22 protein-coding genes are annotated in these 19864 nt (G+C 67.3%); 9 read left to right on the top strand and 13 right to left on the bottom strand.

The window, feature by feature from the left end; translation table 11 throughout:
• Positions 1–2: 2 nt before the first annotated feature.
• A complete protein-coding gene (locus tag NA3_RS32570; protein WP_062968307.1) occupies positions 3–1247 on the bottom strand; it encodes a KasA/KasB family beta-ketoacyl-ACP synthase in 1245 nt (414 codons plus the stop codon).
• 217 nt (positions 1248–1464) lie between these two features.
• Here NA3_RS32570 and NA3_RS32575 point away from each other — a divergent pair, with 217 nt between their 5' ends.
• Together NA3_RS32575 and NA3_RS37295 are read left to right on the top strand one after the other, a co-directional pair.
• Positions 1465–2463: an acyl-ACP desaturase gene (locus NA3_RS32575; RefSeq protein ID WP_062968309.1), complete on the top strand. Its 999-nt coding sequence runs from the start codon at positions 1465–1467 to the stop codon at positions 2461–2463.
• 118 nt (positions 2464–2581) lie between these two features.
• Complete coding sequence (locus tag NA3_RS37295) at positions 2582–2755, top strand: hypothetical protein (protein ID WP_156055668.1); 174 nt, start codon at positions 2582–2584, stop codon at positions 2753–2755.
• Between the two features lie 25 nt (positions 2756–2780).
• On the opposite strand, the gene NA3_RS32580 is transcribed toward NA3_RS37295, so the two are convergent.
• The gene (locus NA3_RS32580; protein WP_062968311.1) at positions 2781–3485 is read right to left on the bottom strand and encodes a VIT1/CCC1 transporter family protein; all 705 of its coding nucleotides are present in this window, start codon (positions 3483–3485) and stop codon (positions 2781–2783) included.
• Positions 3486–3857: 372 nt separating this feature from the next.
• Between NA3_RS32580 and NA3_RS32585 the strand changes: the two genes are divergently transcribed.
• Entirely contained in the window at positions 3858–4235 is a 378-nt protein-coding gene (locus NA3_RS32585; RefSeq protein WP_062968313.1) for a hypothetical protein, read from the top strand.
• Here the strand turns inward: NA3_RS32585 and NA3_RS36415 are convergent.
• The 3 genes from NA3_RS36415 to NA3_RS32595 are packed head-to-tail and all read right to left on the bottom strand — an operon-like array spanning position 4146 to position 5749.
• Positions 4146–4529 (bottom strand): Ada metal-binding domain-containing protein, encoded by a 384-nt coding sequence (locus tag NA3_RS36415; RefSeq protein WP_084492064.1) that lies wholly within the window; start codon positions 4527–4529, stop codon positions 4146–4148. The genes NA3_RS32585 and NA3_RS36415 overlap by 90 nt on opposite strands.
• Entirely contained in the window at positions 4522–5274 is a 753-nt protein-coding gene (locus tag NA3_RS32590) for a 2OG-Fe(II) oxygenase (protein ID WP_084492065.1), read from the bottom strand. Before NA3_RS32590 ends, NA3_RS36415 begins: the two co-directional genes overlap by 8 nt.
• Positions 5264–5749 (bottom strand): methylated-DNA--[protein]-cysteine S-methyltransferase, encoded by a 486-nt coding sequence (locus NA3_RS32595; protein WP_062968315.1) that lies wholly within the window; start codon positions 5747–5749, stop codon positions 5264–5266. The genes NA3_RS32590 and NA3_RS32595 overlap by 11 nt, the downstream gene beginning before the upstream one ends.
• 149 nt (positions 5750–5898) lie before the next feature.
• Here NA3_RS32595 and NA3_RS32600 point away from each other — a divergent pair, with 149 nt between their 5' ends.
• A complete protein-coding gene (locus tag NA3_RS32600) occupies positions 5899–6321 on the top strand; it encodes a PPOX class F420-dependent oxidoreductase (RefSeq protein WP_036498760.1) in 423 nt (140 codons plus the stop codon).
• Positions 6322–6333: 12 nt separating this feature from the next.
• Here NA3_RS32600 and NA3_RS32605 read toward each other — a convergent pair whose 3' ends face one another.
• Positions 6334–7806: a flavin-containing monooxygenase gene (locus NA3_RS32605; protein WP_062968317.1), complete on the bottom strand. Its 1473-nt coding sequence runs from the start codon at positions 7804–7806 to the stop codon at positions 6334–6336.
• Positions 7807–7815: 9 nt separating this feature from the next.
• Here NA3_RS32605 and NA3_RS32610 point away from each other — a divergent pair, with 9 nt between their 5' ends.
• On the top strand, positions 7816–8883 hold the full coding sequence (locus NA3_RS32610; protein WP_227995362.1) for an AraC family transcriptional regulator: 1068 nt from the start codon (positions 7816–7818) through the stop codon (positions 8881–8883).
• 13 nt (positions 8884–8896) lie between these two features.
• Here NA3_RS32610 and NA3_RS32615 read toward each other — a convergent pair whose 3' ends face one another.
• Entirely contained in the window at positions 8897–9379 is a 483-nt protein-coding gene (locus NA3_RS32615; protein WP_062968416.1) for a nuclear transport factor 2 family protein, read from the bottom strand.
• Between the two features lie 103 nt (positions 9380–9482).
• Complete coding sequence (locus NA3_RS32620; RefSeq protein ID WP_062968319.1) at positions 9483–10253, bottom strand: SDR family NAD(P)-dependent oxidoreductase; 771 nt, start codon at positions 10251–10253, stop codon at positions 9483–9485.
• A 113-nt stretch (positions 10254–10366) separates the two neighbouring features.
• Between NA3_RS32620 and NA3_RS32625 the strand changes: the two genes are divergently transcribed.
• The gene (locus tag NA3_RS32625) at positions 10367–11083 is read left to right on the top strand and encodes a TetR/AcrR family transcriptional regulator (protein WP_062968321.1); all 717 of its coding nucleotides are present in this window, start codon (positions 10367–10369) and stop codon (positions 11081–11083) included.
• 85 nt (positions 11084–11168) lie between these two features.
• Here NA3_RS32625 and NA3_RS32630 read toward each other — a convergent pair whose 3' ends face one another.
• Together NA3_RS32630 and NA3_RS32635 are read right to left on the bottom strand one after the other, a co-directional pair.
• Positions 11169–11579 (bottom strand): DUF1801 domain-containing protein, encoded by a 411-nt coding sequence (locus tag NA3_RS32630; protein WP_218021932.1) that lies wholly within the window; start codon positions 11577–11579, stop codon positions 11169–11171.
• Positions 11580–11593: 14 nt separating this feature from the next.
• Entirely contained in the window at positions 11594–14155 is a 2562-nt protein-coding gene (locus NA3_RS32635; protein WP_062968323.1) for an ATP-dependent Clp protease ATP-binding subunit, read from the bottom strand.
• A gap of 339 nt (positions 14156–14494) precedes the next feature.
• Between NA3_RS32635 and ctaD the strand changes: the two genes are divergently transcribed.
• Positions 14495–16240 (top strand): aa3-type cytochrome oxidase subunit I, encoded by a 1746-nt coding sequence (ctaD, locus tag NA3_RS32640; RefSeq protein WP_084492066.1) that lies wholly within the window; start codon positions 14495–14497, stop codon positions 16238–16240.
• Here the strand turns inward: ctaD and yidC are convergent.
• Both yidC and NA3_RS32650 read right to left on the bottom strand, forming a co-directional pair.
• Entirely contained in the window at positions 16237–17073 is an 837-nt protein-coding gene (gene yidC / locus NA3_RS32645; protein WP_062968325.1) for a membrane protein insertase YidC, read from the bottom strand. The genes ctaD and yidC overlap by 4 nt on opposite strands.
• A gap of 113 nt (positions 17074–17186) precedes the next feature.
• Positions 17187–17483 (bottom strand): DUF6412 domain-containing protein, encoded by a 297-nt coding sequence (locus NA3_RS32650; protein WP_062968421.1) that lies wholly within the window; start codon positions 17481–17483, stop codon positions 17187–17189.
• Between the two features lie 127 nt (positions 17484–17610).
• Between NA3_RS32650 and NA3_RS32655 the strand changes: the two genes are divergently transcribed.
• Together NA3_RS32655 and NA3_RS32660 are read left to right on the top strand one after the other, a co-directional pair.
• Complete coding sequence (locus tag NA3_RS32655) at positions 17611–18705, top strand: NAD(P)H-dependent amine dehydrogenase family protein (RefSeq protein ID WP_062968327.1); 1095 nt, start codon at positions 17611–17613, stop codon at positions 18703–18705.
• Positions 18702–19181, top strand: a complete 480-nt coding sequence (locus NA3_RS32660) for a carboxymuconolactone decarboxylase family protein (protein WP_062968329.1) — start codon at positions 18702–18704, stop codon at positions 19179–19181. Before NA3_RS32655 ends, NA3_RS32660 begins: the two co-directional genes overlap by 4 nt.
• 26 nt (positions 19182–19207) lie before the next feature.
• Here NA3_RS32660 and NA3_RS32665 read toward each other — a convergent pair whose 3' ends face one another.
• Complete coding sequence (locus NA3_RS32665) at positions 19208–19849, bottom strand: hypothetical protein (protein WP_062968331.1); 642 nt, start codon at positions 19847–19849, stop codon at positions 19208–19210.
• Positions 19850–19864: the final 15 nt, after the last annotated feature.

Here is a 19864-nt window from a genome sequence, read left to right on the forward strand (position 1 = left end):
GCTCAATACCGACCGAACGACAACGACACGTTGTGGCCGCCGAATCCGAAGGAATTGTTGACCGCGTAGTCGATCCGGCCCGGCCGGGCCTGGCCCTTGACGATGTCCAGATCGACATCCGGATCCTGGTTGTCCAGGTTGAGCGTGGGCGGGATGATGCTGTCACGAATCGACAGCACCGTGAGCACCGATTCCAATGCGCCGACGGCGCCGATGGAATGTCCCAGCGCCGATTTCGGCGCGTAGACCGAGGCGTGACTGCCGACCGCCGCGGCGATGGCACGCGCCTCCGCGGTATCGCCGATCGGGGTGGCGGTGGCGTGCGCGTTCACATGTGCCACATCGGTTTTCGACAATCCGGCGGTCTGCAGCGCGCGGGTGATGGCTCGCGCCGCGCCCATGCCCTCAGGATCCGGCGCCACCAGGTGGAAGCCGTCGGAGGTCAGACCGGCGCCGAGCAGCCGGGCATGCACGGTGGCGCCCCGCGCGCGGGCGTGTTCCTCGGATTCGAGCACCATCATCGCGCCGGCCTCACCGAAGACGAATCCGTCGCGATCGGTGTCGAACGGGCGCGAGGCGCGTTTCGGGTCGTCGTTGCGCGTACTCATCGCGCGCATCATGGTGAACGCGGCGATCGGCACGGCCTGGATCGATCCCTCCACACCGCCGGTCACGACCACATCGGCATCGCCCATCACGATCATCTTCCACGCGTTGGCGATGGCCTCCGACCCCGAGGAACACGCCGAAACGGGAGTCGCGATACCGGCTTTGGCGCCCAATTCCAGCCCGACCACCGCCGCCGCGCCGTTGGGCATGATCATCTGCACCGCGAGCGGGCTGACCCGGCGATATCCGCCGTTGGCCATCTTGTCCTTGACGTCGATGAGCGCCTCCGCACCACCGAGCCCGGTGCCGATGGAGACGCCGAGCCGCTCCGGATCGACCTCGGGCGCACCGGCGTTGCGCCACACCTCGCGTCCCAGCACCAGCGCCATCTGCTCGACATAGGACAGCCGGCGGGTCTCCTCACGGCTCAAGACGGTGGACGGAACGACCTTGAGGTGACCGCCGATGCGGACCGGAAGTTCGAACTGGTCGATGAAACCGTCGTCGAGTACGTCGATTCCGCTCTCACCGTTCAACAGTCCCTTCCACGTGGAGTCGACATCACCGGCGATGGACGTCGTCGCGGCCAGGCTGGTGACGACGACATCGCGGTAGCGCATACGGCTGGAAACCGTCATTCTCGGCTCACTTTCGACAGGCAACACTGCGGAACAGGGGCAACACTGCGGCGAATACAAGCTGGAGCGACAACGGTGGCGGTGGAGCGGCTACATTAGCGAGGCGAACACGACCGGCGGAGCCCTGAGTGCCACCCGGCAACCCGGTCGTGACTGCACTGTACCGGTTTCTTCCCGCAGCGTCGCACGGCGATCCACAACGAGGAAGGGCAACACCGTGGTCAGGAATCTCACCCAACTCGAGTTGCTGCTGGAACTCGAGCCCGTGGCGGAGAGCAACGTGCATCGGCATCTGTCGATGGCGAAGACGTGGCATCCGCACGACTACGTCCCGTGGGATGCGGGACGCAATTTCGCCGCTCTCGGCGGAACCGATTGGGACCCCGCCCAGTCACGGCTGAGCGAGGTAGCCCGCGCCGCGATGGTCACGAATCTGCTCACCGAGGACAATCTGCCGTCCTACCATCGCGAGATCGCCGAGAACTTCTCCGCCGACGGCGCCTGGGGGACCTGGGTCGGGCGCTGGACGGCCGAGGAGAACCGGCACGGCATCGTGATTCGCGACTATCTGGTCGTCACCCGCGCGGTCGACCCGGTGGCCCTGGAACGAGCCCGCATGGTCCATATGACCACCGGCTACGACGCGATGAAACTGGTGCGCGAGAGCGACAAGGCCAGCGTGGTGGACCTGGCCGACACCGGATTCCTGCACACGGTCGCCTATGTGACCTTCCAGGAACTGGCCACCCGGGTCTCCCACCGCAACACCGGGAAGGTCTGTGACGATCCGGTCGCCGACCGCATGCTGGCCCGCATCTCCACGGACGAGAACCTGCACATGATCTTCTACCGCAATATGTGCGCGGCAGCTTTGGATCTGGCGCCCGACCAGGCGCTGGAGGCGATTACCGATATCGTGTGCAATTTCCGGATGCCGGGCGCCGGAATGCCGGATTGGCGGCGCAACGGCGTGCTGATGGCAAAGCATGGAATCTACGATCTGCGCCAGCATCTGGAGGAAGTGGTGATGCCGGTGTTGCGCAAGTGGAATGTGTTCGATCGCAACGACTTCACCGCACGCGGCGACCGGGCGCGCAATACCCTCGGAGAATTCCTGGAGAAACTGCGAAACGATTGTGCGCGTTTCGAAGAACAGCGGGACCGGGCGCTGGCGCGGGAGGCCCGCAAACGGGAGCTGGTCGGCTCCCGGCCGTGAGCGGCCGTGGCGCGGCGGTGTAAGCGACTGCATCCCCGAGCATTTCGATTGGGTTTCGAAAGCGACAGAGCGGCAGAACACATTGCCAGAAAATAGCCGCGGGTGCACACTGGACGTTATGACCGCTTCACCCCGCGCTGCTCACTCCACGGACCGCGAAACCGTGGCGCTGATCGACGCATCCCATCCCGTCGTGCACGTCGAATTCCGGATCGGCGATCCGCACCGGCAAGCCAAGATGCGCGCGGTCATGGACCGGCTGCGCGTGGGAAACCGGTTCCGGAACCGCTGATTTCGCCTGCCGCCCCGACCGCCCGCTAGACCGCGATACCGACCAGATGGCCGACCACATAGGTCGTCGCCATCGCCAGCGCACCGCCCGCCAGCACGCGAATCGTCGCGCGCAGCACCGGCGCCTGCCCCAGCCGGGCACCGACGGCGCCGGTCACGGCCAGTGCGACCAGAACCGCCGCCGCGGTGACGGGAATCCGGATCGCCGCCGGTACCAGCATCGCCAGCAGCGGCAGCAGAGCCCCGACGGTGAACGCCGACGCCGACGACAGCGCGGCATGCCAGGGGTTGGTCAGTTCGTCCGGGTCGATTCCCAATTCGGCCTCGGCATGGGCGGCGAACGCGTCCTTGGCCGTCAACTCCTCGGCGACCTTCCACGCGGTGGCCGGCGTCAGGCCCTTGCCCTCGTAGATGGCGGCCAGCTCGGCGAGTTCACCCGCCGGGTCCTCGGCGAGCTCGCGCCGTTCCACGGCCAGCACCGCACGCTCGCTGTCGCGCTGTGTGCTCACCGACACATACTCCCCCAGCGCCATCGAGACCGCGCCCGCCGCGAGTCCCGCGACGCCCGCGGTGACGATCGCCGACGTCGACGTGGTGGCCGCCGCCACACCGACGACAATCCCTGCGACGGAGACGATTCCGTCGTTGGCACCCAGCACGCCGGCCCGCAGCCAATTCAGTCGTACCGACAAACCCGGCCCGTGAGTTTCCGGCCGGACCGCACTCTCCATTACCGCCGTATCCGCTTGCACCGGACCAAAATAACCCGGCCGCAATTTCCCCGCCAGCAAAGAAAGGCTTCCCGAATTTAGGTAAACCATTGCACAGGAAGGTATCCCAAACCTTATTTCGAAAAGCGGGAATGCTCATCAGATGATTGCGTCCGGTATCGAATCGCGTTCGTCACCAAGCCTTTCGGCGGCACCTCCCGGAGGGAGCCCACGGGCCGCGGCGCTGTCCGATTCTCGTCGATCGCCCGGGGCGCGGACGGGCCCGGCGGGGCGGTGCGGCGCCACCCAGCGATGGGAGGGCCGGATTGCGGGGTGATTGCGGCTCTCGGCGCTTACACTTTGCGAGACCAACTGGAAAGGGACTGGCGCAGAATGGACGCGGTCGTCACGGAAGTTGCGGTCGAAGGTAAGCGGCTCATCGACGAGGTGTGGCTGGGGCGGATCAGTCGCGAGCAGGCGGTACATCGGTTCGTGCAGGTCGGGGACGGGTTGGTCGAGTTCGACACGGCCGCCGACATCGTCGACGACGGCCTGGCCTGGCTCGATTCCCATGCCTCCCGGCTACGGCTACTGGCCTGGTGCTCCTGGCTGGAACTACCCGTCTTCGGCGGCCTCGCCGTCCTGGGCGTGCTGACCGGGGACTACCTGTCCACCGGATTCTCACTCATCCTGCTGGCCGCCCTGCAATTGGTGCACCGGCACATCGGTCCGCCGCGGCCGCCGATCCGGCGGCGGCAGCGCAGCCTCTGAGCGCTCGGACTTCCAGCGCCGATACGCCTCCGGCAGACATCGTGCGCACGGCCGGTATCCGGCGGCGACGGCGGTGGCCTCGTCGGCGAAGAACACCCGGTATGCGGCGTAGTTGCCGAGGCGCAGTGCGCGCAGGGCCGCCGGGCAGTCGAGCCGCCCGTAGATGCGCTGACGGCGATGGCCTCCGACCGTTCCCGCGGTCGGGCTGCGGTACGGCACGGCGTCGGAGTCGAGCAACACGTAATACCGCTCCGGAGCACCGTCCTCATCACCATCGACAGCACCGTCACGCATCGTGGAAAACCAGGCCGAGGGTGTGGCGGCGCCCGCTGCGCACCACGCTCACTCCGTGGCGCACGGGCGCGGCCGACCAGCCGCGGGTGGACCGCACCGGGCGCTCGCGGGTGGTGAAGACCAGCCCGTGCCCCTGCGGCAGAGTGACTGCCGCGCCGCGGGATTGGGTGCGCGGACGCTGTTCGACCATCAGGAATTCACCGCCGGTGTAGTCCGAGCCGGCGGCATCCAGTCCGATCACCACCTGCAGTGGAAAGATCATGTCCCCGAACAGGTCTCGATGTAGCGCATTCCAGTCGCCCGGGCCGTAGCGCAGCAGGATCTGCGCCGCGCGGTTCTGACCGGCCCGGTGGCACTGGGAGATCCAGTCGTCCAGGCCATCCGGCCACGAGCCGGGGCGGCCCAGTCGTTGCGCCCACATCCGCGCGATGGGCAGCAGTTTCGGATACAGCGCGGCGCGCAACTCGGAGACCACCGGAGGCAGATCGTGGGTGAAGTAGCGATATTCGCCGGACCCGAAGCGGTGGCGCGACATCTCGATGGTGGAGCGGAACCGGTCGTCCTCGACGTAGAGTGCCGCGAGCGAGTGGCACTCGTCCGCGCTCAGCAGGCAGCCGCTGAGCGCGTACCCGTGCTCGTCGAGGTCGTCCGCGATCCGCGTCCAGTCCTGCGCATCCACCCGAGCGCCGAACGACGGCGCGGCAGGCCCCGATCCGGTCGCTCCCGGACCGTTTTCACGCGGCATGTTCGAGCTCCAGCAGTTGGCGCTTGCGGTCGAGGCCGCCCGCGTAGCCGGTCAGGCGGCCGTTCGCACCGATCACCCGATGGCACGGCCGCACGATCAGAACCGGATTGGCGCCGATCGCGGCGCCGACGGCCCGCACCGCTGCCCGCGGCGCACCGACCCGGGCGGCGATGTCGCCGTAGGTCACCGTGCGGCCGTACGGGATGTCGTCGAGCGCCTGCCACACCCGCCGCCGGAATTCGCTGCCCTCGACCGCGTAGTCGAGTTCGAAGCGGGTGCGCCGTCCGGCGAAGTAGCTGTCGAGCTGGGCGGTGACCGATTCGAACGGCGCGCGTTCCTCGATCCAATCCGATTGCGCTACAATATCTTTCCCGCCCGCGATGGACAGAGCGGTGAGGGCGACACCACCCGGGCGCACCTCGCCGACGAGCATCAGCTCACCGAGCGGACTGGCCGTCGTCGTGTAGACCGTCATTGCTGATCCTTTCGGTATGCGATCCGTACGCTCCCCAATCTGCCGGAGCTCCGGATCGAATACCGGCGGAAATCAGACATCGCATCCCGCCGGGCGCCGGGTGCGCGCACCGCGGGAATGAATCGATTCGCACAGGCGTCGGACCGGATATGCGACTTCCCGATTCCGCGCGCGAATTCGTCGGCGCCGGCGCCAACGCGACCCTGGTCACCCTGAATGCCGACGGCAGCCCGCAGGTCTCCGTCGTCTGGGTGGCGTTGCAGTCGACACCCGAGGGCGACGAGCTGGTCAGCGCACACCTCGGCGAATATCTGAAGGTGCGCAACGTGCGCCGCGATCCGCGGGTGGCGTTGACCATCGTCTCGGATCAGCCGAGCGAGTTCATGCGGCCGTATCTGTCGGTCACCGGCACCGCGCGCATCGTCGAGGGCGGGGCACCGGAGTTGTTGCGGGAATTGGCCGCGGTATTGTCCTCGCCCACATCGAAATTCCCACCCGCCGACGCACCGCCGGGCCTGCTGACCCGCATCCGGATCGACCGGATCGGCGGGATCGGTCCCTGGACGAACTGAACGGATCGGCGTTCAGGCGTTCGACAGCACCGCCGTGCGCCGGACCGGCTGCAGGGTCTTGTCCAGATTCGTGCGCATCGTCGTGGCCGAATCCAGCAGGTAGTTCTGGCGCACCTTCCACGGATGCCGATCGCCCTGCCGCGGGAAATCGCCGATGGACCGCTGGATATAGCCGGAGGCGAGGTCGAGCAGCGGATGTTCGGTGAGCTCGGCCTGCGGCTGCGGCACCACCGCCTCGTAGCCGCGCCGGTCCATATGGGCGATCACCTTGCACACCAGCCGTGAGGTCAGGTCGGCGCGCAACGTCCAGGAGGCGTTGGTGTAGCCGATGCAGACCGCGAAGTTCGGGACGCCGGTGAGCATCGTGCCCTGCCAGACGAAGCGGTCGGACAGGTTCACCGGCTCACCGTCGACCTCCAGCGTGATACCACCGAAGGCGAGCAGTTTCAGACCGGTCGCCGAGATGACGATGTCGGCGGGCAATACCCGGCCGGACTTCAGCCGGATTCCCTCGGGCACGAAGGTGTCGATGTGATCGGTGACCACCTCGGCCTTACCCTTGCGCATCGCCTTGAAGAAGTCGGCGTCCGGCACCGCGCACAGGCGCTGATCCCACGGGTTGTACTCCGGGGTGAAGTGTTCGGCGACCAGCTTCTCGTCCTTGAGAATGCGAGTGGTCAGCCCGGTGAGCAGCTTGCGCGCGGCCTGCGGACGACGCCGGCAGTACTGGTAGAAGCCGACGTTGAACAGGATGTTCTTCGTGCGGATCACCCGGTGCGCCAGGCCCGCCGGGAGCAGTTCCCGAATCTTGTCGGCCTGCTTGTCGCGGCCCGGCACCGCGGAGATCCAGGTCGGTGACCGCTGCAGCATGGTCACCAGCTCGGCCTCCTCGGCCATCGCCGGAACCAGCGTCACGGCGGTGGCCCCGCTGCCGATGACCACGACCTTCTTGCCGGCGTAGTCGAGATCCTCCGGCCAGAACTGCGGATGCACCATGGTGCCGGAAAATGTCTCCACGCCGGGGAAGTCGGGTGCGTGCCCCTGGTCGTAGTCGTAGTAGCCGGCGCACGAGTAGAGGAAGCGGCAGCTCAGTGTGCGCTCCGCATCGCCCTGCCGCAGGGTCAGCGTCCAGCGCGAGTCGGCGCTGGACCATTGTGCCGCAACGACTTTCGTGCCGTAACGAATATGCTTGTCGATCCCGTGGCGGCGGGCCGTCTCGGTGATGTAGCGCAGAATCGAGGGACCGTCGGCGATCGATTTGGCATCGCGCCACGGCTCGAACGGGTAGCCGAGGGTGAACATATCCGAATCCGAGCGGATACCGGGGTACCGGAACAGGTCCCAGGTGCCGCCCAACGTCTCGCGCGCCTCGAGAATCGCATAGGACTTTCCGGGCAGTTCCGTCTGCACGCGATAACCGGCGCCGATTCCGGACAGACCAGCGCCCACGATGACGACGTCGACATATTCACCAGCTGCGGTCATGGTTCCAGTGTGCTGGTTCCCCGCGCGGCATTCTTGACTTTGTACGACAAGTATTTGATTCTGGACGACATGTCGGTGATCCGCTCGGCCGGTTTGCGCGGTTTCCGCGCGACCGTGGCCGAACTCGGGGGCAATGCGGAGGAATACGCGGCAGCCGCCGGTTACCCGATCGCCGCCCTGGACGCCGACGATCTGCTGGTGTCCGACGAGGCGATGGCGTTGGTGCTGGAGATCGCCGCCGATCGGCTGCGGTGTCCCGATCTTGGCCTGCGGATCGCCGCGCGGCAGGACCTCGGCATGCTGGGACCGCTCGCGCTGGCCATCCGCAGCTCCCCGACCCTGGCCGACGCACTGGAGTGCACTTCGCGCTACCTGTTCGTGCACGCGCGCTCGCTGAGTCTGACCATCGAACCGGACCCCTACGGCGACCGCGGTGTGACGGCCCTGCGCTACGGCGTCGAACCGGGGTTTCCCCAACCCGTCCAGGGCACCGACCTCGGCCTGGGATTTCTGCATCGCACGCTGATCCGGCTGGTGGACGGCCCCTACGGCCTGCGCTCGGTGGAGCTGCCGTACCGCCCGCCGGGCCCGCGCGCGGCCTACGAGAATTTCTTCGGCGTTCCGGTGCGCTTCGAGCGACCGGCGGCCATGCTGCGGCTGCCGAGCAACCTCACCAGCCGGGCGATCGCGGGTGGCGATGCGAATCTGCGCCGGCTGGCGGTGGCATTCCTGGCCGAACAGGCCGGCGACACCGGCGCCTCCACGGTGCCGGGGGTGCGGGCCGCCGTGCAACAGTTGCTGGGTACCACCGCACCGCAGATCGATTCGGTGGCACGACTGTTGACGATCCATCCGCGCACCCTGCAGCGCCGCCTGGCGGCCGAGCACACCACCTTCGCGGCCATCGTCGACGACGTGCGACGCAGTGAGGCGCGACGCTACCTGACCACGACGGATCTGCCGATGAGCCAGATCGCCTCACTGCTCGGCCTCGCGGAACAGGCCACCCTGACCCGGTGCGCGCGCCGCTGGTGGGACAGCACTCCCACCGCGATCCGGCGCACCGCCCGCGCGTGAGTGGCCGGTCGGCTCAGTGCGTGACGCCGGCGTCCCAGCGGCTGGCGGTGATGGTGAACCCCTGGATCGAGGAGAGCGGAATCATCGCCTCGTAGTTGCGCTGATAGCCGGTTTTCGTGATGCGCCAGCGGCCGTCGGATTCACGACGATAGGTGTCGTGGTAGTACGCGGCGCCGCGAATCATGATCCCGTGCTCGGGAACGATGACCGTATCCTCCAGGCACCAACTCCCGGAGGCGGAATCCCCGTCCACCGCGATCTCGGGATGACTGCACACGTGCGAGGTGATCATGGTGCCGGTCATCGCGCCGCTGAGGTACCCGACGATGGCGTCGCGCCCCTCGAACTGCAGCGGCTTACCGCCCGAGGGCGAGCCGTAATCGGCCACCGCGTCCGCGGCGAGGGTGTCGGCGAACTCGTCCCACTCCCGCAGATCCAGCGTCCGCAGATAGCGGTATTTCAACGCACGAATCTCTTCCAACGCAACCAGATCCATCGCGGTCACCTCCTGGTATCGGCCCCGCCAGCACAATAGAACAGGTTTCTGTTTCGGTCCGGGCTTTCCCGTTCACCGGGACCGCCCGGACCGATGCGGCGGATCAGGCGTGGGTACCGCCGTCGATGCGCACCTCGGTGCCGGTGATGAAGGCGCCGTCGTCGGAGGCGAGCATGGCCACCACGCCGGCGACCGTATCGGGCGAGGCGAAACCTTGGCCGAGCATCGGCATGAGCTTGGTGAACAGCGTGAAATCGGCGTCCTCGGGCAGGCCCGGGCCACGCCCGTCGGTCATATCGCTCGAGATCGAGCCGGGCGCCACGGCCACCGCGCGCAGGTTCTGCTTGGAGTACTCCGAGGCCAGCGCATGGGTCATCGACATGATGCCGCCCTTCGACGCGGCATAGGCGGCCATGTACGGGTGCGCGAAGTAGGTGGAGGTGGACGCGAAGTTCACGATGACGCCGCGACCGCTGTCCAGCAGCGCCGGCAGCGCTTCGCGGATCATCAGGAAGGTGCCGGTGAGGTTGGTGGTGATGATGCGGTTCCAGTCGGCCAGCGGCATCTCGTGGGTGTGCGCCGAGCGGAGAATGCCGGCCGCGTTGACCAGCGCGTCCAGCCCGCCCAGGGTTTCCACGGCCTTGGCGACCCCGGCCTGCACCGAGGATTCGTCGGAGATGTCGATCGTGACGGTGGTCAGCCGGTCGGCGCTGCCCTGCTCGGCGGCCTGCTTCGCGGTTTCGGCCAGCCCCGCCTCGTTGACGTCGGCGGCTACGACGGTGCCGCCCTCGGACAGGATGCGATGCACGGTGGCGCGGCCGATACCGGATCCGGCGCCGGTGATCAGAACCCGGCGGTCTGCGAAACGCTCCATTGCGAAACTCTCCTCAACTGCGATTTTCTCGTTCGATTGACACAGTACGCCTCAGTGGCACGTTGTGCCAGACTGACAATTCACGCTTAGAATGTGCGCACAGGAGGTGACTCATGCCCGAGTCGAGAACCGGCCCGTCCGCCACCGCATCGCCGCGCCCGAACCTGGCCCAGCGACGCAAGTCGGCGACCCGGATGGAGATCGCCCACACCGCCGCCCGCATGTTCGCCGAGCGTGGCACCGCGGCGGTCACCGCCGAGCAGATCGCCGCGGCCTCCGGCGTCGGCCTGCGCACCTTCTATCGCTATTGCCGTACCAAAGAGGATGCCGTGGAACCGATGCTGTCGGCGGGTGCGTCTCGGTGGCTGGACATCCTCGGTGACGGACCGGACCGGTTGCCTACCATCGCGGAGTTGGAGACCGCCGCGATCCGGGCGCTGAACGTGGTGGACCTCGACGAACTCGACATCACCCGCGGTCTGTTGCGCGCGATGGCCGACGATCCGGCTCTGCGCGCGGTCTGGTTCCGGGTCAACCTCACCGGTGAGCACGCCCTGCTGGAACTGCTGACGAAACTGTCCCCGGACACCGATCCGCTGCGCCTGCGCACCCTGGCCGCGGCCGCCGCCGGCGCCATCCGGATCGGACTCGAGCAATGGGCCGACGACGACGGCCCGGCGCACACGAGCGGATCCGGCGACATCCCTTCGGCCGCAACGGGCACCGGTACGCGATCGGCCGGGCCGGCTCCCCTCGTGGTCAGATGTATGCGCGAACTCACCGCAGGCTTCTATGGGCACACACCCCCGGGCACGACGGCGGCGGGCTGACGCGCGGACCTACGCCGAACGCCGCGTGATGGATCCATGAACACCGGGAATTGGCAGCACTGCCCGTCGGCCGGAGTGCACCCTGTCAATTCGCCTGTGTCCCATCCTGTTTCAGCTTGCGCCAACCGCCTGCCCGATTGTTCGCGATGATCTGCCGCAGCATCGCCGACAGCGCGGGGGCGTTGACCCTCTCACCCTCGTGAATCGCCACGGTACGTGCTGTCGTGTTGTCGTGGCCGCCGGTGATGATGCCCTCCGGGTCGGGCACGATCGCACCGTCGTAGAGGAAGACGTCGACGTGCGTCTTCGTGGCGAGCAGTGCGCAGATGTTGCCGTCGAGGACGAAATACGGTCGTACCCTGCGCTTTACGGTTTCGGCCACGTCCGGGTCGGCAGCGTGGACGAGTTCGCGCACCTCGCGGCAGATGTCGCGCTGCCAGGCCGGGAGCGCGTCGATGTAGGCGTCGACGCGCGGGTCGGCGACGTAGCTCACCACCGGCCTCTCCCCGATCAGCTCTTCCCGGATTTCGCGCCGGACTTCTTCTCGGACTTGGCCTCCGACTTGGCCTCGGTCTTGCCGTTCGCCTTCTTGCCCTTCGGCTTCTGGCCGTTCACGGCGGTGTCGAGCGAGCGTTCGGCCCCGGATCCGGTCACCGCGGCGACGATCAGCCCGGACTCGTCGGCATCCACGCGCACGGTGTCGCCCGGGTTCAGCTCGCCGCCGAGCACCAGCCGGGACACCTGATTCTCCAGCTGCTTCTGCACCATCCGCCGTAGCGGACGAGCGCCGAACTCGGGCTGATACCCGTTCTCGGACAACCAATCCCGTGCCGCGTCGGTGACGTCGAGTTCGATGTCCTGAGCGCGCAGGCGGCGCCGGGGGCCGTCCAGAACCAGATCTACGATGCGGCGCAACTGCTCCTGGTCGAGCCGGTGGAACACGATGGTCTCGTCGATGCGGTTGAGGAATTCCGGCCGGAAATGCTGTTGCAGCCGCTCCATCAGGCGCGGGGTGATGGCATCGAGCTCCGCCGAGGTGGCCTTCAGAATCAGATCCGAACCGATATTGCTGGTCATGATGACGATGGTGTTCTTGAAATCGACCGTGCGGCCCTTGGCGTCGGTGACGCGGCCGTCATCGAGCAACTGCAGCAGCACATTGAACACGTCCGGATGCGCCTTCTCCACCTCGTCGAACAGGATCACCGAATACGGCTGGCGGCGAACCTTGTCGGTGAGCTGTGCGGCATCCTCGTAGCCCACATATCCGGGCGGTGCGCCGACCAGCCGGGACACCGTGTGCTTCTCCTGGAATTCGCTCATATCGAATCGGATCAGCCGGTCCTCGTCACCGAATACCGCCTCCGCCAGTGCTTTCGCCAATTCCGTCTTGCCGACACCGGTCGGGCCGAGGAACAGGAACGAGCCGATCGGGCGGTTCGGATCCTTCATCCCGGCGCGGGCGCGGCGCACTGCCTCGGCGACGGCCACGATCGCCTCCTCCTGCCCGATCACCCGCTTGTGCAGCACGTCCTCCAGCTGCAGCAGGCGCTGTCGTTCCTCGACGGTCAACTCCGACACCGGAATTCCGGTCTGCTTGGACACCACCTCGGCGATATCGTCGAGAGTGACCGTCGGCGCCTCCTCGGCGGTGATGTGGCCGACCCGCTCCTCGGCGGCGGAGATCTCGCCCTTGAGTTCGTCCGCGCGGGCGTAGTCCTCGCCCGCGACGGCGGCATCCTTCTCCCGTTCCAGGCGCGACAATTCCTCCTGTGCCGCACGCAGATCCGGGCCCGGCATGCGGGTGCGCAACCGGACCCGGGCGCCGGCCTGGTCGACCAGGTCGATCGCCTTGTCGGGCATGAACCGGTCGGTGATGTAGCGATCGGAGAGCTCCGCCGCGGCGACCAGCGCCTCGTCGTCGTAGTGCACCTGATGGTGCTCTTCGTAGACGTCGGCGAGTCCGCGCAGGATTTCGATGGTGTCGGCGACCGACGGTTCCGGGACCAGCACCGGCTGGAAGCGGCGTTCCAGGGCGGCGTCCTTTTCGATGTAGCGCCGGTATTCGTCGACGGTGGTGGCGCCGATGGCATGGAGTTCACCGCGGGCCAGCGCGGGCTTGAGCAGGTTGCCCGCATCCATCGAACCCTCGCCGCCGGTGCCGGCGCCCACGATCGTGTGCAACTCGTCGATGAACAGCACCAGTTCGTCGGAGTGCTCGCGGACCTCGTCGAGAATCTTGGTCAGCCGCTCCTCGAATTCGCCGCGATATTTGCTGCCCGCCACCAGCGAGCCCACATCGAGGGCCACCACCCGCCGGTCGGCCAGGGTGCTGGGCACATCGCCGTTGACGATGCGCTGCGCCAGACCCTCGACGATCGCGGTCTTGCCGACACCGGGATCACCGATCAGCACCGGATTGTTCTTGCGCCGCCGGGACAGGATTTCCACGGTCTGCTCGATCTCCTCGGCGCGGCCGACGACCGGGTCGACCTTGCCCGCGCGGGCCTCGGCGGTCAGATCCCGGCCGTATTCGTCGAGTGTCGGTGTGTCGGTGGGCTTCTTCTGCCCCTCGGCGACGGGCAGTTTGGCGCCCGAAAGGGACTGCGCGGCAGGGCTTTCCAGGTTATCGGCGATGCCCAGCAGAATATGCTCCGGGCCGATGTAGCTCGATCCCGCCTCGGCGGCGTTGCGCTGGGCGGTGCGCAGGGCCAGTTTGGCGCCGGGTCCGAGCACCACCTGGCCGGCCGCGGTCGCTGTGGCCTCTCCGCTGCCGGCCGCACCGCGCATCTGCGCGGCGACCTTGTCCGGATCCCGGCCCAGCCGGCCGATGATCCCTCGCGACGGTTCCACCTGAGTGGCGGCATAGAGCAGATGTTCGGCGGTGACCTCCGGATTACCCCAGTCCTGTGCGGCCGAGCGGGCGATCGCGATCAGCTCCTTGGCGCTGTCGCTGAGCAGCCGCCCCAGATCGATGCGCTGTACCGGTGGCTGCGCGGCCATACCGGGGCCGAAGAAGCGATTGAACAGATCGTCGAAGGAGTTGAACGAACTGGGCCAGGCAGCGGTCATGTCCACACCTCGTATCTCGGAATTTCGTCGTCGCAGCGGCGAGCGAACGGACAGCTACGGTCCACGTCGCCGCACTCACCTCAGAACCACTCCGAAACGGTCGGGTCCCACCGTACTCCCGGCCGTCGTTTCCGTGGGCGTCACCGACGCATCCGTTACTTCCCAGCGATTCGCGTGGACTTACCGGCGATCCAACTGCCGGGAAGTGGGTATCGATGGGAGCATGGGGCCCGTCCAGCGAAGATCACGACCGATCGCACACGGATGCCCGGCGGGATTCGAGCACGTTGATCTTGCCGCGGTGCCACACTCGAAGATGGTTGGGCTCGAGGAGGAACTGTGACTACAGCACCATCTCGCGGCGCCGCCGAGATCGAAGCCGTAAGGCCTTATCCCCGGCGGATCGCCCCGAAGGGTTCGCAGATCTGGACGATCGTCACGACGACCGATCCGAAGCTGCTCGGCATGATGTACATCGTCAGTTCGATGGCGTTCTTCCTCGTCGGTGGGCTGATGGCGCTGCTGATGCGGGCCGAGCTCGCCCGCCCGGGCCTGCAGTTCCTGTCTCCGGAGCAGTTCAATCAGCTGTTCACCATGCACGGCACCCTGATGCTGCTGTTCTATGCCACGCCCATCGTGTTCGGCTTCGCCAACTGCATCCTGCCGTTGCAGATCGGCGCGCCCGATGTGGCGTTCCCGCGACTCAACGCGCTCAGCTACTGGCTCTATCTCTTCGGCGCCTCGATCGCCACCGCCGGATTCGTCACTCCCGGCGGCGCCGCGGACTTCGGCTGGACCGCCTACACGCCGCTGTCGGATGTGGTGCACTCCCCCGGCGTGGGCTGCGATATGTGGATTCTGGGTCTGGCCGTCTCCGGTCTGGGCACCATCCTCGGGGCGGTCAATATGCTCACCACCGTGGTCGTGCTGCGCGCGCCGGGGATGACCCTGTTCCGGATGCCGCTGTTCACCTGGAACATCGTGGTCACCAGCGTGCTGGTCCTGCTGGCCTTCCCGATTCTCACCGCGGCGCTGATGGCGCTTGCCTTCGACCGTCATCTCGGCGGCCACATCTACGATCCCGCCACCGGTGGCAATCTGCTGTATCAGCACCTGTTCTGGTACTTCGGCCATCCCGAGGTCTACATCATCGCGCTGCCGTTCTTCGGCATCGTCACCGAGATCTTCCCGGTGTTCAGCCGCAAACCGGTCTTCGGCTACACCGCGCTGGTCTACGCCACGATGAGCATCGGGGCGCTGTCGGTGGCGGTGTGGGCACACCACATGTTCGCCACCGGAGCGGTACTACTGCCCTACTTCTCGTTCATGACCTTCATGATCGCCGTCCCGACCGGTGTGAAGTTCTTCAACTGGATCGGCACCATGTGGAAGGGGCAGCTGACGTTCGAAACGCCGATGCTGTGGGCGCTCGGATTCCTGGTCACCTTCCTGTTCGGCGGCCTGTCGGGCGTCATTCTCGCCAGCCCGCCGCTGGACTTCCACGTCACCGACACGTATTTCGTCGTGGCCCACTTCCATTACGTGCTGTTCGGCACCATCGTGTTCGCGACCTTCGGCGGCATCTATTTCTGGTTCCCGAAAATGACCGGCCGGCTACTCGACGAGCGGCTCGGCAAGATCCACTTCTGGACCACCTTTCTCGGCTTCCACACCACCTTCCTGGTGCAGCACTGGCTCGGTAACGAGGGCATGCCGCGCCGCTACGCCGACTATCTGCCCTCCGACGGATTCACCACGCTCAACACCGTCTCCACCATCGGCTCGTTCATCCTGGCCTTCTCGATGATCACCTTCGTCTGGAACGTGTTCCGCAGCTACCGCTACGGGGAAGTCGTCACCGTCGACGACCCGTGGGGGTACGGCAACTCGCTGGAATGGGCGACCACCTGCCCGCCGCCGCGGCACAACTTCTACGAACTGCCCCGAATCCGTTCGGAGCGACCGGCATTCGAGTTGCACTATCCGCACATGATCGATCGCCTGCGCGCGGAATCGCACATCGGCTGGGGCGCACCGCATGCGGACGTGCACGAGACCGCGGCGGCCGAACAGGAACGGGCCTAGAGCATCGGAACCGACGGTGGCGGCAGGGGTTCCAGTGGGCCGAGCCGGCGATGGACCACATGCTGCTGCACGAAGGTCCAGGTATTGCTGGTCGCGAAGTAGACCAGGATGCCGACCGGCATCACCAGACCGGCGACCAGCGTGCCCAGCGGAAACAGCCACAGCGTCATCGCGTTGATCAGCCGCGTCTGCGGGGTGGTCTCGAGCTGGCGGGCGATCGACGCCCGCGCGGTGCAGTGGGTCGCGACGGCCGCGATCACCACCAGCGGGACCGCCACGGCGGCCACCGACGCGACGGAGTCGGTGGAGGTCAGCGTCGCCGACAGCGGCGCGCCGAACAGCTCGGCGTGCAGGAACGAGCGCACCTGCTCCGGCGCGAACACGTAATTCGCGGTGTCGGCGTTCTGCGCCGCCGTCATCGTGGTGGTGTTGCCGAGGAACGGAACGTACGAGACCGCGCCGGTGCGGTCGAAGGAATGCAGCACGTGCAGCAGTCCCAGGAACATCACCAGCTGCACGAGCACCGGCAGGCAGCCGCTGAGCACACTGAAGTTGTGCTGCTGCTGCAGTTTCCGGGTTTCGACGGCCAATCGCTCGCGGTCGTCACCGCATTCGGCGCGCAGTTGCCGCATCTTCGGTTGCAGCACGGCCATGGTGCGGGAGAACCGGACCTGAGCCAGGAACGGCCGATACAGGGCGGCGCGCAGGGTCACCACCAGCATGACGATCGCCAGAGCCCAGGACAGGCCACTCGCGGCGCCGAAGAGGACGGCGAATCCGGTGTGCCAGAGCCAGAGAACGGCGGCGACCGGGTAGTACACGAAATCGAGCATGGGATATCACCTCACTTCGAGGCACCCGTGAAGGTACGGGCGAGTGAACAGGGCCGGCCGAGCAGCCGCGCGTTCACTTCGGCCGGCGAGAGCACCGGCGTGGTGACGCGCGATCAGCTCCGGCGCCCCGGTGCCGTGGGCCGCACCCGGCCCGCCGTATCCGGATTGCTCTGTCGGAGAAAGGATCCCCGTCGCCGCTGCTGCGCGGAGCCGGGAGGTCCACTGTGGACCGCGACCGGCACCGGCCGCATCCGGCCGGAACAGGCGGCGACCACCGCCAAGGCGAGAATCGCCGCGGCTCCCACGGCCAGCAGCGAATTCGGTTCGCCCGCAGGCATGATCGTGGCGGCGACCACGGACAGCACGAGAGCGCACAGCATCAGCGCCGCCGAACGGATCCGCATCACCATGCCGATCAGGGTACCGAACGGCACGGCGCGCCGAGCCGAGCCGACGGCCTCATGTCGGGGCACGCGACCGTCGGCCGACCCCGGCAAAACGCCCACAGCAAACCAAGCGATTGCTAGTGTCGGAGGGATGATCTCGACGATCGTCTGGGGCACGGGCAATGTCGGCCGTGCCGCGATCCGCGCCGTGCACGCGCACCCCGGACTGGAATTGACCGGGGTGCTGGTGCACGATCCGGCCAAGGTCGGGCGCGATGCCGGCCGGCTGGCCGGACTCGCCCACGACCTCGGCGTCACGGCCTCGTCCGATGCCGACGCCCTGCTGGCACGCCATCCCCGAGCGGTCGTGTACGCCGCGTCCGGCGATATCCGGCCCGACGACGCGCTGCGCGATATCGTCACCGCGATCCGGGCCGGCGCGGTGGTCGTCACGCCCGCGCTGTACGCGCTCTACGATCCCCGCAACGCTCCCGCCGAGGTGCGCGAGCCGGTGCGGGCGGCGATCGCGGCGGGCGGCGGTTCCCTGTTCGTCTCCGGTATCGATCCCGGGTGGGGCAACGATGTGCTGCCGTTGCTGGTGAGCGGGCTGGGTCACCGCGTGGACACGATCCGCTGCCAGGAGATCTTCGACTATTCCACCTACGACCAGCCGGATTCGGTGCGCTACCTGGTCGGCATGGGCCAGCCGATGGACTACGAACCGCCGATGACCGCACCCGGCATCCCGACCATGGTGTGGGGCGGGCAGATTCGGCTGATGGCGCGCGCCCTGGGCGCCGAACTCGACGGCATCCGCGAGACGCTGGACCGCCGCGCCCTCGACGCCACGGTGACCACCGCGGCGATGGGTGACTTCGAGGCGGGCACCCAGGGCGCGGTGCGGTTCGAGGTGCAGGGCATCGTCGGCGGCCGGCCGCGCATCGTGATCGAACACGTCACCCGCATCCATTCCGACTGCGCACCGGACTGGCCGCTGCCGCCCGACGGTGCGGGCGCGCATCGCATCATCGTGGAGGGCGATCCGCGCATCGAGGTGACCGTCGAGGCCGAGACCGAGGGCGGTAACCGCGCCGCCGGCGGAAACGCCACTGCCGTCGGCAGATTGGTCAATGCCATCGACTGGCTGGCCGCGGCCGAACCCGGCCTCTACGACGCCCTCGACGTCCCCTTGCGTCCCGCCGTCGGCAGATTCGCGAGCGCCCCATCCGAAAGGACACCGCAATGAACATCGATATCCCCGAGGGGAAGGATCCGATCGGCTACGTCTGGGGTGAGATGGTGCCGGGGATCGGGCCGGCCGCCTCGAAACTGTCGCTGGCGGTCTACTCGCACAGCACCCTCGGCCTGCGAGAGTTCGAGGCCGCCCGGCTGCGGATCGCCCAGATCAACGGCTGCCTGTTCTGTCAGGACTGGCGCACCGAACGCGACGGACAGAAGGTGGAGATCGGCTTCGACCAGGCCGTCGCCGAGTGGCGCACCACCGATTCCTTCGACGAGCGGACCCGGCTGGCCGCCGAATACGCCGAACGCTACGTGCTCGACCACCACAATCTGGACGAGGACTTCTGGACCCGGATGCGCGCGCACTACAGCCAGGCCGAGATCGTCGAGCTGAGTATGTGCATCGGTTCGTGGCTGGCGTTCGGCCGGCTCAATCGCGTCCTCGGACTCGACACCGTGTGCGTGCTGCCGGGCCACTGACCGCTGCTACTGCTCGAGCAGGGCTGCTACTGCTTGGGCAGGGCCCCGGCCATCCCGCCGACGTCGGTCACCTTCCAGCCGCTGCCGGGATCGACGTCGACGGTGTAGGTGACGGTGGTCTGCGCGCCCTGCGGCGTCTGCGCGCTGGTGGAGTTGACGTTCAGGAAGACGTCGACCTTGTAGACGCCGTTCTCGGTGCTCATCACCTTGGCCGCGATCGGGGTCGCCGACGACGTCCACTTCAGCGGGACCAGGATCTCCTGCAGTTTCGGTGCGGTGGCGTCGAATTTCTGTGCCAGTTGCGACGTGGTGCCGGCCTTCAGCTTGCCGATCCACGCGCCCACGTTCTGATAGTCGATATTCGAGGCGCCGACCGCGTACTCGGTGGCGACCTGCTCGGCACGCTGCTGCGCGGCCGCCCGATCGTCGCGGTCGTGCAGATCGCCGCGCGCCGACAGCCATAGTGATCCGAAGACCGCGGCCGCCGCGATCAACGCCACTCCGGCCGCCGCGGTGGCCACGGTCGACAGCCGGATCGACAGTGTGCGAGGAGCTTTCGCGGTCTGTGCGGTGGTCTCGGCGCGGGTGTTCTCGGCGGGGGCGGCCAGGGAGGACTCGGCCTCCGCGTCGACTGCCCGCTTCGGTTCGGTACCAGTGTCGTTCGACATGGTGTCCTCCTTCTC

It is taken from the genome of Nocardia africana NBRC 100379, assembly GCF_001612635.1.
GTDB lineage: Bacteria > Actinomycetota > Actinomycetes > Mycobacteriales > Mycobacteriaceae > Nocardia > Nocardia africana.